This window comes from Methanomassiliicoccales archaeon (assembly GCA_029907465.1).
Taxonomy (GTDB): domain Archaea; phylum Thermoplasmatota; class Thermoplasmata; order Methanomassiliicoccales; family JACIVX01; genus JACIVX01.
Genome location: JARYLV010000001.1, coordinates 134,081 through 146,719, shown reverse-complemented (window position 1 = coordinate 146,719; position 12,639 = coordinate 134,081). Strand labels below are relative to the sequence as shown.

The 12,639-nt window shown below is 47.4% G+C and carries 10 protein-coding genes; 7 read left to right on the top strand and 3 right to left on the bottom strand.

Translation table 11 applies throughout. The features are described 5' to 3' along the window. Nucleotides 1-315: 315 nt before the first annotated feature. Nucleotides 316-855, bottom strand: coding sequence for a hypothetical protein (locus QHH00_00645; protein ID MDH7507892.1), 540 nt, complete (start codon nt 853-855; stop codon nt 316-318). Between the two features lie 266 nt (nt 856-1,121). Between QHH00_00645 and QHH00_00640 the strand changes: the two genes are divergently transcribed. After that, entirely contained in the window at nt 1,122-1,622 is a 501-nt protein-coding gene (locus QHH00_00640) for a regulator of amino acid metabolism, contains ACT domain protein (protein MDH7507891.1), read from the top strand. A gap of 36 nt (nt 1,623-1,658) precedes the next feature. Continuing rightward, nucleotides 1,659-2,540: an EamA family transporter gene (locus QHH00_00635; GenBank protein MDH7507890.1), complete on the top strand. Its 882-nt coding sequence runs from the start codon at nt 1,659-1,661 to the stop codon at nt 2,538-2,540. Here QHH00_00635 and carB read toward each other — a convergent pair. Together carB and carA are read right to left on the bottom strand one after the other, a co-directional pair. Beyond that, nucleotides 2,476-5,715, bottom strand: coding sequence for a carbamoyl-phosphate synthase large subunit (carB, locus tag QHH00_00630; protein ID MDH7507889.1), 3,240 nt, complete (start codon nt 5,713-5,715; stop codon nt 2,476-2,478). The two genes, QHH00_00635 and carB, sit on opposite strands and share 65 nt — an antisense overlap. Continuing rightward, nucleotides 5,712-6,791, bottom strand: coding sequence for a glutamine-hydrolyzing carbamoyl-phosphate synthase small subunit (carA, locus tag QHH00_00625; GenBank protein MDH7507888.1), 1,080 nt, complete (start codon nt 6,789-6,791; stop codon nt 5,712-5,714). Before carA ends, carB begins: the two co-directional genes overlap by 4 nt. 240 nt (nt 6,792-7,031) lie before the next feature. On the opposite strand from carA, the gene QHH00_00620 reads away from it, so the two are divergent. The 5 genes from QHH00_00620 to QHH00_00600 all read left to right on the top strand — a co-directional run bounded on the left by QHH00_00620 (nt 7,032) and on the right by QHH00_00600 (nt 12,433). Next, nucleotides 7,032-8,141: an mRNA surveillance protein pelota gene (locus QHH00_00620; GenBank protein ID MDH7507887.1), complete on the top strand. Its 1,110-nt coding sequence runs from the start codon at nt 7,032-7,034 to the stop codon at nt 8,139-8,141. A gap of 342 nt (nt 8,142-8,483) precedes the next feature. Continuing rightward, entirely contained in the window at nt 8,484-9,659 is a 1,176-nt protein-coding gene (gene nifV / locus QHH00_00615) for a homocitrate synthase (GenBank protein ID MDH7507886.1), read from the top strand. An 11-nt stretch (nt 9,660-9,670) separates the two neighbouring features. Beyond that, nucleotides 9,671-10,924 carry a 3-isopropylmalate dehydratase large subunit gene (locus tag QHH00_00610; GenBank protein MDH7507885.1) on the top strand — a complete coding sequence of 418 codons (1,254 nt, stop codon included), beginning with the start codon at nt 9,671-9,673 and terminating at the stop codon, nt 10,922-10,924. After that, complete coding sequence (locus QHH00_00605; GenBank protein ID MDH7507884.1) at nt 10,921-11,433, top strand: 3-isopropylmalate dehydratase small subunit; 513 nt, start codon at nt 10,921-10,923, stop codon at nt 11,431-11,433. Before QHH00_00610 ends, QHH00_00605 begins: the two co-directional genes overlap by 4 nt. Continuing rightward, nucleotides 11,420-12,433: an isocitrate/isopropylmalate dehydrogenase family protein gene (locus tag QHH00_00600; GenBank protein MDH7507883.1), complete on the top strand. Its 1,014-nt coding sequence runs from the start codon at nt 11,420-11,422 to the stop codon at nt 12,431-12,433. Before QHH00_00605 ends, QHH00_00600 begins: the two co-directional genes overlap by 14 nt. Nucleotides 12,434-12,639: the final 206 nt, after the last annotated feature.

The following is a 12,639-nucleotide window of genomic DNA, read 5'->3' as shown; positions in this document are numbered from 1 at the left end:
TCCTTTGACCATCCTTTAATTTCCTCAATTTTTCATGTCGAAAGGCCGACAGTCATGAAGAATATCCAGTCATATGAATAAATGGAACGCTGCAGTGCCTCGATGCACTAACGAAACAATGTGCCGAGATATGGATCGACGATCGATAAACCAGTCGCTAATGATGGATTTCCACTCTGACACTTATAGTGGATGTAAAGCTGAAAATTGGTCGAATTCGACGAGTCTCACCTCTCGTTTACCCTGGCTTTATATGCCACCTTTTTGGTAATCGAGTCTTCGGATTTTAATCCCAGCGATTTCTTCCCTTATCTTTCATTGTTTTGTAAGAACGATCGCGTTTTGGTCTGAGTCAATCATGTTTCCTGAAATTGTGCCGGTCATAATGTCACTCGTAAACGCGAATCTGATCGTGATGATCCAAGGTGCGGTATCGTCAGAGGTGATAGTCAGGTTGCCGCCCTCAACGGATCCTGTGAAATGGAAATGGTGGTTTACCGGAGGAATATGGTACTCCGTGAGATACTCCCACGATGTGGGTGTGATGTCCATTATACCGCTGACGGAATCACCGTCTTGATGCAGTTGCATGCTGAACTGTCCCCAGACTTTGACCTGTCTGGTGTTTTCGAAGAACGGGTCAAGCTCATAATAGATACAATCAAAGGTGCTTTCCCACGTGCCTTCCAGGTTTCGAGCGGGGCTCAAATTCCAGAGGTCTGTGCCGTATATGTCCACGAAAATCAAGACCAGCGCGACCACACAAACTGCGATAATTACGCCTCCTACGATTTTTGTGGCTTTTATCGGCTTCTTTGACTGTCCTTGTATTTTCTCCCCATCTCCAGAATTCAACTTATCCTCCTGGATTAATGATCGGAATACAGAATAATTAATTTCTTGTTGAATTGGTATCGAAAAGGCCCCCACTCGCTTGCTGGTGAAGTTCAAAGATCTTGACTCTTATTGAGTTGCGCCGATTACCACTTATTCATATTGCAACTTGATGCAACGCACTCTTCAATTCAGATGTTTAATGAGATCAATGTAGCACTATTTTGTTCATCACTAATCATTAAATTGGAAAGCGTTTTCTATTGGAACCACATTGTATCGATTAGATGTGGCGTTCATTGGCAAAATACTTCGGACGATATCCGTCGCAGGCAAAGGTCGCCAAGCTCTTACTCCAGTACGGGCTGCGCGTCAGCGACCGCACGATTTTCTGCGGTGATGTTGAGGTCGCAGACGTTGCTGTCGCTCGGGCGGCTGGCGTTGATAGGAGGATCGTCAGAGCAGCGGTTGAAACGATCATGTCACACGATGAACTCCTCAATGTATATTCCCAATTGCGCCCTACTGCTCTTTTTAAGGATGTCGCCCCTGTCATGGGCTGGAGTGCAATTGAAATCATCCCCGTCGATGCCCAAATGCCAGGTATACTCGCAGATGTTGCCGGAGTTATCGCAAGTGCTGGTATCAGCATCAGACAAGCAATCGTCGATGACCCTGAGCTCTCGGAGGAGCCCCGTCTCTATGTTATTACGGAAAGTCCTGTCCCACCAGAACTGATTCCATCAATCAAAGCGTGTCGCGGCGTTCGCAGCATCTTGATCCATTAGGGGGATTGTCCGATTACACCTGATCTGGAAATCCGCCTGAATCCCTATGTCTGCGCGTTCATTGCCATTATCGGCATCTCATTTTCCTCTATTTTTATCCGTTGGAGCGATGCTCCTCCTCTTGTTATTGCTGCTTACCGTATGGGGCTGACCTCACTTCTTCTCCTGCCTGTTGCAGTGAGTGTTTCACGAGCGGAATTGAAGAAGATGTCAAGCAGACAGCTTATTTCTCTCTCGATCGTGGGGTTCATGCTCGCCCTTCATTTTTTCTTCTTCATTTCTGCTGTAAAATTAACAACAATCGCAAATGCTGTCATCCTCGTAACATCCCATCCGCTCATCGTTTGCATCCTTTCTAGCTTATTTTTTCGTGAGCCTGTTCGTCACTGGATGATCGGCGCATTTGTAGGCTTTGCTGGTGTCACTCTCATCTATTCAGGGAGTGTAGGAATCGGCGAGGATATAGGGAACCTCTTGGCGCTGCTCGGTGCAATTGCCGCATCGATGTACATCATTTCTGGAAGGGTGATGAGGCAAAGGATGGGTCTCATCACCTACGTCTTCATTGTATACTCCTTTTCCTCGATTTTTCTAGTGGTGGCGTGTTTAATCACTGGTGCACCTCTCTGGCCCTATCCGCCGCAGGAGCTCGCGATTTTCTTCGGTCTTGCGGTCGTCTCGACGATCTTTGGCCATACTCTTTTCAATTATTCTTTAAAATATCTGCCGGCGACCTTTATTAGCGTCTCTTTTCTCGGAGAGCCTGTCGGAGCGACGCTTTTGGCAGCTCTGTTACTTGGCGAGATTCCATCAACGATTGCGATCTTTGGCGGTTCTCTCGTCATAATCGGGATCATGATTGCGGCGTTAAGATCGAGATCGGTGTTGAAGGAGGGTGATAACTCTTTAGCTCATTGACATCGATTCTCCTTTCCCTTGCCCATTTTATAGCACCAACCGTAGCTTTTGCCGCCTGTATTGTGGTAATGAAAGGTATTTCGAGTTCAACGGCGAGGCGTCTCATCATATACCCATCCCTTCTCGCCCCAGAGCTCTCGGTCGGTGTGTTGATAATGAGATCAATCTCTCCTTTTCTCATGAGGCCAAGAGCGTCAGGCGAAATGTTCTCGCTGATTCTGTACACCGTTGTTGTCTGTATCCCGTGATTCCTCAGGAAAGTTGAGGTTCCTTTTGTTGCATAAATTGTAAAGCCCATTTGCCACAGCTCTCTCGCGACTGGAAGTACAGCCTCCTTATCCCTATCGCTGACCGTAATATACACGCTACCGTTCAAGGGGAGCTTGTAACCAGCAGCAATGAATGCCTTGTAGCAAGCCTCCTCGAAGCTATCGCCTATCCCCATGACCTCCCCTGTGCTCTTCATTTCAGGTCCTAAGATACTGTCAACACCTGGTAGTTTCAAAAATGGGAAGACTGAAGCTTTGACCGCCACATGACCGAACGGGGCAACGCCGACCAATCCCAGTTCCTTCAGCGTCTTACCGAGCATGACTTTCGTCGCAATCTTTGCGAGCGGAATCCCTATTGCCTTTGATACGAAAGGTACAGTCCTACTAGCGCGGGGATTGGCCTCAAGCATGTAAACTTCGTTGTCTTTGACCGCCAACTGAAGGTTCATCAAACCCTTGATCTGGAGTGCGCGCGCAACCTTATGAGTGATGCTAATGATCTCATCGATGATTTGCTTTGACAGGGTTTGTGGCGGGATGACCATTGTCGCATCGCCTGAATGCACACCTGCTTCTTCGATGTGTTCTAAGATGCCTCCAATGAAGACATCTTCTCCGTCGGAAACGACATCGACATCGATCTCAATCGCGTTTGAAAGATACTTATCAACAAGAATCGGATGTTTCCTTGAGACCTTGACAGCCGAACTGACATAAGTTTCGAGCTCCTTTTCATTATAAACGATTTCCATTGCTCTGCCGCCGAGTACATAGCTCGGTCTCACGAGCACTGGATAGCCTATTTTGGCGGCGATGTCCTTGACCTCTGCGAATGAGTATCCTGTCCCAGATGCTGGTTGCTTAATCCCAAGGCGATCCATGAGCGCCGAGAAAAGCTTGCGATCCTCTGCGACATCCATCATTTCTGGATCCGTCCCTAAGATTCTCGTCTTGCGGCCTTCGAGGGCTTTCTGCAGGGGTACAGCGAGGTTGACTGCTGTCTGGCCCCCGAATTGAAGAATAACACCATCGGCATCTTCCTTCTCGATGACGTTGAGAACATCCTCAAGCGTCAGTGGCTCGAAATACAGTCTGTTTGAAATATCATAGTCCGTGCTGACCGTTTCTGGGTTGTTGTTGATGATCACTGCGTCGATACCCTCCTCCTGCAGTGCCATGACGCCATGGACGCAGCAATAGTCGAACTCGATCCCTTGTCCAATTCGGATCGGCCCTCCACCAATGATGACGACTTTTTTATTCGTCGACTTTTTCGCTTCACAATGTGTCTCATAGGTTGAGTAGAAGTAAGGCGTCGCGGCTTCGAATTCGGCCGCGCAGGTATCGACCATTTTATACGTTGGTACGATACCTAGCGAAATCCTCAGTTTCCTGATTTCCTCAGGCGATGCTCTTAGGAGTTGCGCGATAGTTTCATCGGGGAACCCCATCTTCTTCGCCCTGAGAAGAAGGTCCCTATCGATTTCCTTCGCGTTTTTGATCTCTTCTTCCATATCGATGATGTTTTTGATCTTTTTGATGAAGAATATGTCCCATTTCGTCAGGTCGGCGATCCTTTCGAGGTTCATTCCTCTTCTGATCGCCTCTGCAATCGCGAACAATCTCTTATCAGTTGGACATGTAAGTTCTTCTTCGAGTTCTGCATCACTCCAACTTTCCGGTTCAAGGTCCATTTTGTCGATCTCGAGAGATCTGACGGCTTTCATGATCGCCTCCTCAACCGTCCTCCCGATCGCCATGACCTCTCCGGTGCTTTTCATTTGGGTACCTATCCTCCGATCGACTGTTCTGAACTTGTCAAAAGGCCACCTTGGGATTTTGAGAACCACGTAGTCAATTGCAGGTTCAAATGCCGCATAGGTCTTTCCAGTAATTTTATTCTTGATCTCATCGAGTGTTTTACCGACGGCGATTTTTGCAGCTACCCTTGCGATCGGATAGCCCGTTGCTTTCGATGCGAGTGCTGAGGACCTTGAAACCCTCGGGTTGACTTCGATGACCCTGTACTCTTTAGTCTCGGGGTTAAAAGCGAATTGGATATTGCACCCACCTTCTATCCCTAAAGCCCTTATGATCTTGATCGCCGCGCTCCTAAGTCTCTGATGGTCAACATCTCTTAATGTAAGCGCGGGCGCGACAACAATGCTCTCGCCCGTATGGATGCCCATGGGATCAAGATTCTCCATGCTACAGACGATGATGCAGTTGTCTTTGCTATCTCTCATAACTTCATATTCATATTCCTTCCATCCGAGGACATTCTCTTCGATCAGGACCTGATGGATGCGTGAGTAAATGAGCCCCTTGCCGGCAATGGATTCAAGTTCCTCTTCGTTCCGGGCAATTCCGCTACCCGTACCGCCAAGAGTATATGCTGGTCTCACGAGCACTGGGTATCCCAATTCACTTGCGGCCTTCTTTGCATCATCAATGTTCCGCACCGCAATACTTTTTGGAATCGGCTCACCGATCTTCTTCATGGTGTCTCTAAAAAGTTCCCGATCTTCCGAGAGGGCGATCGACAAAGGCTGGGTGCCAAGGAGTCTGATGCCGAGTCGATCGAGTGTTCCATTTTCTGCGAGCTCGGAGCAGATGTTCAGGGCTGTTTGACCTCCCATGCCTGAGAGTATACCATCGACCCCCTCTTTCTCAGCAATCATGGCAACTGTTTCAGCATTGAGTGGTTCGATGTATACTTGATCCGCTGTTTCAAAATCAGTCTGTATAGTTGCTGGGTTTGAATTCACGAGAACGGTTTCAAACCCCTCCTCTCTGAGAGATCTACAAGCTTGGGAGCCAGAAAAATCGAATTCTGCAGCTTGGCCGATAATAATTGGGCCGGAGCCGATGACCATCAATTTCTTTAGTTTCTTCTCGATCATCGTGTCCCCTCCAGCATCGAAGCAAACTCATCAAAGAGGAATGATGTGTCTGTTGGTCCTGGTGACGCCTCGGGGTGATACTGAACAGAGAATATTGGGAGCTCGCAGTGCCTCATTCCTTCGACAGTACCATCGTTGACATTAATCTGGTCTGCCTGAAATCCCTCGTTGATCAGACTGTCCTTGTCTACCGCGTACCCGTGATTTTGCGATGTGATGAAAACTTTGTTCCTAAACTTGACGGGCTGATTCGCACCTCTGTGACCGAATTTCATTTTGTAGGTTCGTCCGCCAAAGGCAAGTGCGAGGATTTGATTACCGAGACATATCCCCATAATTGGATAGTCTTCCTTGATCTTCTGGATCGTTTTGATAATTGTTTCCCTGAGTGCAGGATGTGCAGGATCGCCTGGACCGTTTGAAATGACGATACCATCAATATCGTTATTTCTGAAAAATTCTACAGGCGTATCGTACGGGACTTGAATAACAGTAAATCTTTTCTTCAGCTCTTTCAAAATACTGCCTTTGCATCCGCAGTCAAAGAGGGCGATCGTTTTCGCATTTTTCTTTTCGTGTTTGACGATCTTTTTCGCAGTTGCCTCTCCAACGAGATTATATGCTGCGGGAAATGGCATTTTCTTGACTTTTTCCAAAACAGATTCCACATCTTCATCGTATGAGATTGCTCCGCGAAGGGTTCCATGTTCCCGGATCTTGATGATTAACGCTCTCGTATCGACACCACAAATGCCTGGTACTTCGAACTCCCTAAGAAATTCGTCAAGTGTCTTTCCCCCGTACATCGGGGAAGGATCACTACAGACTTCCCTGACAACGAAACCAGTAACCTGTACTCTTTCCGACTCAAAGTCTTGTGCGTTGACCCCGTAATTCCCGATCAAGGGAAAGGACATGATGAGAATTTGTCCTCTATATGAGGGGTCTGTAAGACTCTCTTGGTAACCCGTCATCCCGGTGTTGAAAACGACTTCGCCAAAAACCGTTTTCTTAAAACCAAAGCCAACACCCTCGACAACACTTCCATCTTCGAGGATGAGGCGGCACGAATCCATCAGAGGGTGAAGGTATAGATATGCGGTACTTAACCTTTATCCCCGGCGATTGGACAATATTCAATGGAATTGTCTGAACTGGGACATATAAAAAAGACGGGGGAATTTGCCAACGCAATTGGGAATTCAGGCTGTGCCATTCTCCCTGCTCCCTTATTAGTCACATATAGTAAGTCAATTCAGGTCTCCAACATCATGCTTTCAACCTCGTTCCATCATTCGAAACATTAAGCTAAAGGTATGAACTCAGTGATAAAAGAGCAGTGTAGTGGAACAAGATATGACTATGAATTCCGATATCATGTTCTAACCATGAAAATACTCCATCAAGACAGAAAAAGCGGGAAAATCAAGGTTCAGATCGACTCTCTTGACGACCTCTGGCACCTCTATAACATCATCCGTCCAGGCGATCGGATTACTGGCTCAACCTTTAGGAGGGAGGAAATCAAGACTGACAAGCTGAGATCTGAACGAGGAGAGAAAAAGAGAATGACGCTGACCATTGCTGTCGAGAAACTCGAATTCCAGGAAAGCGATTCGAGGTTGAGAATTCTTGGTACCATCGTTGAAGGTCCTCAAGACCTCGGTTCCTATCATACATTTAATCTGCAAGAAGGTGAAACTATTACGATCACAAAGGATAATTGGCCTCGATCTGCACTTGAGAGATTGCAGAGGGCCGTCGAAGATTCCCAGCAACCACGTTTGATTTTTGTGGCAATCGAATACGATGAAGCGCTTATCGCAATGCTCACTCAGTTCGGTATCAAGGAGATTGCCCGGATAACACGTCAATCTGTAGGAAAGATGTATGAGCAAAGCGATAAGGAAGATTTCTATGGTGACGTGATCGACAAACTCAAGCAAGTTCACATTGACGATATGCCAGTTATCATACTCGGTCCTGGTTTCGCGAAGGAGGCTCTTCTTGCCGAAGGGAAGCGGCGTGCACCTGAGATATTCACGAAATCCTTTGTTTTCCATACCGGCCAGGCTGGAATAGCTGGCATTCATGAGATAATGAAGAAAGGGTTAGGCGCCGAGGTCTTGAAAGATTCAAGGGTTGCTGCAGAAACGAAGCTCGTTGAGGACGTTCTAACGGAAATTGCAAAGGACGGTCTAGTAACCTATGGCCCTGGTAATGTCGAAAGAGCCGTTACCGCCGGTGCCGTCCGGACCCTTTTGATCGTCGACTCACTATTGAGGGAGAATTACATAGAGGATATCATTAAAAAAGTCGAGGAGGCGCGGGGCACTGTAACGATCGTCAGCGAACATCACGAGGCAGGCAAAAAACTTAAGGGACTTGGCGGAATCGCAGCTCTCCTAAGATTCAAGATCGAATAATTCTTTGTTTCAATAAACAGCGCCTCCATTTTAGGATATTATTTTCGAATCCATTTGATCATCGGGGGCAACATTATTATATGATTTTTCCATTCTATCGATTTGGAAGTGAATAGCATTTCCTACTAGAGTTGCGATCGCCCTGATTTCAGGGCAATCAGGTTGCGGTGCAGCGTCTTGTCCACAAATGGACTATTTGCTTGAATATATGTCGAATAACTATCACATTGGGTAAATATTTGAACAATGGTGCGGAAAGAATTATCTATATGTTGTTCAATGACCCTTCCATTTGCTCCCTGGCTATAAATTATGAGAAACGAAATCAAAGAGGCATGTGAAATGATGAAGGATAAGCAACTAGTCATTGCCAAATTGAGCAAGAGCCCGATCAATATTTGCGACACCACCCTGAGGGATGGAGAACAGGCAGCGGGCATAGTCTTTGCGAACATCGAGAAGATCAGAATTGCAAAGCTGCTTGATGAAATTGGTGTCCAGCAAATTGAAGCTGGAATCCCAGCAATGGGTGGTGATGAGAAGAAATGTGTGAAGAAAATCGCGCAACTTGGCCTCAACGCGTCTGTGCTGGGTTGGAATCGGGCAAATATCGAAGATATTTCGCACAGCATTGACTGTGATGTCGATGCAGTTGCGGTCTCCATGTCCTCTTCCGATATTCATATTGAACACAAATTGAGGAAAACTAGAGAGTGGGTTATCGAGCGATTGGTCGAATCAATCGAGTATGCAAAATCCCATGGCCTCTACATTTCGGCGAACGCTGAGGACGCTTCCCGTGCAGATAAAGAGTTTCTCATTCAATTTGCCAAGGCGGCCGAGGATGCTGGTGCTGACAGACTCCGCTATTGCGATACCCTGGGTATATTGGAGCCACGTGGGACTTTCGATGCGATTGCATCACTTATTAAAGAAGTCGATTTAGAGATTGAGATGCACACACATAACGACTTCGGTATGGCGACGGCTAATGCCATCGCCGGTGTCCAGGCTGGTGCGACGTTTGTGAGTACAACGGTTCTCGGTATCGGAGAAAGGACAGGGAACGCCCCCCTTGAAGAAATCGTTATGGCGGCAAAGCATCTGCTTAAGATCGATACAGGGATCGAGACGCAAAGGTTCCGCGAGATTGCAGAGTACGTGGCGCGAGCTGCTGGTAGGACAATACCCGATTGGAAACCAATTGTCGGTTCGAACTGCTTCGCACACGAAGCGGGAATTCACACTGATGGTGTGATGAAGTACCTCAGCAACTATGAGCCCTACTCCCCAGAAGAAGTTGGAATGACTAGGAAGATCATCATCGGCAAGCATTCGGGGCGGCACACTATTATTCAAGTTCTCAGGTCCAAAGGCATTGAGATCGACGAGAAGACAGCGACTGATCTTTTAGAACTTGTTAGGGCGACGTCGATCGCCCTAAAACGGAGCCTCTCTGAAAACGAGCTTGTTTATATCTATCAGGATTATAAGGCTGGCATGTTCGAAAAAGAATAAAGGTGAGGATGATGGGGACAATTTCAGAGAATATTATCTCGAATCATATCGGCGCTCAGGTAGAAGCTGGCGATATCGTCGTGGTGCCAGTGGATTTTATTATGAGCCAGGATGGAACCACTGCGTTGACAATACAGGCGTTCGAGAAAATGGGTGGGAAATCCGTTTATGCGCCAGGTCGATATGCGATCGTCATTGATCACAATGCGCCATCACCGGTTGAAGGCGTATCGAATATCCATAAAGAAATGAGGCGCTTTGCCCTGCGGTATGGCGCGATTCTCTATGATGTGGGCGAGGGCGTGTGCCATCAGTTGATACCGGAAAAAGGTCATGCCCTACCAGGCAGCATCGTCATCGGAGCTGATTCCCACACTTGTACCTATGGTGCGCTCAACGCATTTGCAACAGGGATGGGCTCAACAGATGTTGCGGCAGCACTCATCAGTGGAATGACATGGTTGAAAGTACCATCAACAATCAAGCTCATCTACGACGGTATTCTGCAGCCAGGTGTTTTTTCGAAAGACGTCGCATTATATATGGTCGGATCCCTGACCGCTGATGGTGCGACCTACAAGGCACTGGAAATTTATGGGGAGGTCATCGACGCTTTGTCTGTCGAAGCGCGGATGACGATCGCTAATATGGCTGTTGAGACAGGCGCAAAGGTCGGATTGATGCGTTGTGATGGAAAGGTCATTGATTATCTCAGGGGTCGCACATCAAAGATGATCAAAGGGGTCGATGCGACTGATGATGCAAAGTATGAAAAGGTGATCAGAGAGGACCTTTCTAAACTTCCACCGCAGGTTGCAAAGCCGCACCAGGTTGATCAAGTTGTGCCAGTTGATGATGTTCTTGGCGTAGAAATCGATGAGGTCTTCATCGGAACATGCACAAATGGACGGCTCGAAGACCTGCGCATCGCAGCTGGAATTCTCGATGGCAAGAAGGTGGCGAACCGGACAAGGTTGATAGTCGCACCAGCTTCGAGGGAAATTTATTTGAAAGCATTGGAGGAAGGGATTCTCGCAAAGATAGTGAAGGCTGGAGGGGCTATTCTCACACCTGGTTGTGGCCCATGTGTCGGCACTGGTGGCGGTATACCAGCTGACGGCGAAAACGTTCTCTCGACGGCAAACCGTAATTTCAAGGGTCGTATGGGCAATTCGAAGGCGTCCATCTATCTAGTTAGCCCTGCTACGGCAGCATATTCAGCGATCAACGGTGTGATTTCTGATCCTAGAGAGGTGTTTCAATGAATCTGTTGAGGGGAAGAGCCCATCGATTTGGAGACAACATTAATACTGATTATATCATTTCGGGGAAATACAAGTTCAAGACACTGGACATAAACGAAATGGCTAAGCATGTGATGGAAGACCTTAGGCCTGGATTTTACGAGGAAATCGAACATGGCGATTTTATCGTTGCTGGGCGGAATTTTGGATGCGGGTCAAGCAGAGAACAAGCACCACTCGTTTTGCAGGCTGCGGGTATCGGAGCTGTTATTGCCGAGTCTTTCGCAAGAGTTTTCTATCGAAACTGCATTAATGTTGGTTTGCCAGTATTGGAATGTGACACCTCGGGCATCGAGGATGGTGACGAGCTCCAGGTGGATCTCGGGAAGGGGTTGATCAGAATCGTCGCAAAGGGAACAATCATCAAGGCGAAGCCTCTACCAGCCGTGATGGTCAAGATCCTTGAAGATGGTGGGCTCGTCGAGCATTTCAGGAAACATGGTGGATTCAAAATCAATGAAGAGGGATAAGATGAGAAAAGTTGTACTCGTTCCAGGTGATGGCATCGGCCCAGAGATTACAGATGCGGCGGTCAAAGTCGTTGAGGCTAGTGGCGCAAAAATCCAATGGGAGAGAATCGAGGCTGGCGCAAAAGTTATGCAGGAGATCGGGAGACCTATACCACCGAGATTCTTTGAATGGGCAATTGAAACAGGCGTTGTCCTCAAGGGACCGGTCACAACCCCGATCGGCTCTGGCTTCAAGAGCGTTAATGTGACAATGCGACAGCGTCTCAATCTCTTTGCGAACGTGAGGCTCGTCAAATCGATCCCTGGCGTCAAATCGCTCTACAATAATGTCGACATCGTCATCGTGAGGGAGAACACAGAAGGTCTCTACTCTGGCGTGGAGAGGGAATCGAGTTACGGCGCGGTAGAGAGTGTTAAGATCACCTCTGTCGAGGCGAGTAAACGCATTGCCAAGTTCGCCTTCGAATATGCCCTCGCGAACGATAGAAAAGAAGTAGTGGCGGTGCACAAAGCAAATATTCTGAAGAAGGGCGACGGTCTTTTCTTGAGATGCGTTGGCGAGATCGCATCTGGATATCCGGGCATTAAGTTCAGGGACATGCTCGTTGATAATGCCGCGTTCCAGCTTGTTACGAATCCCTCACAGTTTGACGTAATCGTAACGCAAAATCTCTATGGGGATATACTCTCAGAACTGTGTGGTGGCCTCATCGGCGGTCTCGCGCTCATGCCCGGTGCCAATTTCGGTGAGAACATAGGCATGTTTGAAGCCGCTCATGGAAGCGCTCCTGATCTTGCTGGAAAAGGTGTTGCAAACCCTACTGGAATCATCTTGTCTGCTGCCTGGATGCTCGATTATATCGGCATGAAAAGTGAGGCTGAAAGGATCAGGAAAGCGGTTTATAGTGTGCTCGGAGAAGGGAAAGTGTTGACACCTGATATGGGTGGAAGTGCAACAACCGAGCAATTCACAGAAGCGGTCATCGCTGCATTAGGGTGACCTCCGCTCAATATCAACAGTATTCTCTCATTCATCATTTTTTTAATTAATGGGAGTCTAACATCGATTATACCATAAAGGACCATTTTGCGGTGTCAATCAATAACCACAATATTCGAGAACAGGCCAGTTAAGATAATTGGGAACTTTATTTTTGTCGACTTACATCTTTAAAATTTCTTTCACAGACACTTCTTCAAGCACAC

Coding starts and splice junctions, on each gene's coding strand:
- QHH00_00640 (MDH7507891.1), top strand. CDS start 1,122: ATGTGGCGTTCATTGGCAAAATACTTCGGACGATATCCGTCGCAGGCA.
- carB (MDH7507889.1), bottom strand. CDS start 5,715: ATGATCGAGAAGAAACTAAAGAAATTGATGGTCATCGGCTCCGGCCCA.
- carA (MDH7507888.1), bottom strand. CDS start 6,791: ATGGATTCGTGCCGCCTCATCCTCGAAGATGGAAGTGTTGTCGAGGGT.
- QHH00_00620 (MDH7507887.1), top strand. CDS start 7,032: ATGAACTCAGTGATAAAAGAGCAGTGTAGTGGAACAAGATATGACTAT.
- nifV (MDH7507886.1), top strand. CDS start 8,484: ATGATGAAGGATAAGCAACTAGTCATTGCCAAATTGAGCAAGAGCCCG.
- QHH00_00610 (MDH7507885.1), top strand. CDS start 9,671: ATGGGGACAATTTCAGAGAATATTATCTCGAATCATATCGGCGCTCAG.
- QHH00_00605 (MDH7507884.1), top strand. CDS start 10,921: ATGAATCTGTTGAGGGGAAGAGCCCATCGATTTGGAGACAACATTAAT.
- QHH00_00600 (MDH7507883.1), top strand. CDS start 11,420: ATGAAGAGGGATAAGATGAGAAAAGTTGTACTCGTTCCAGGTGATGGC.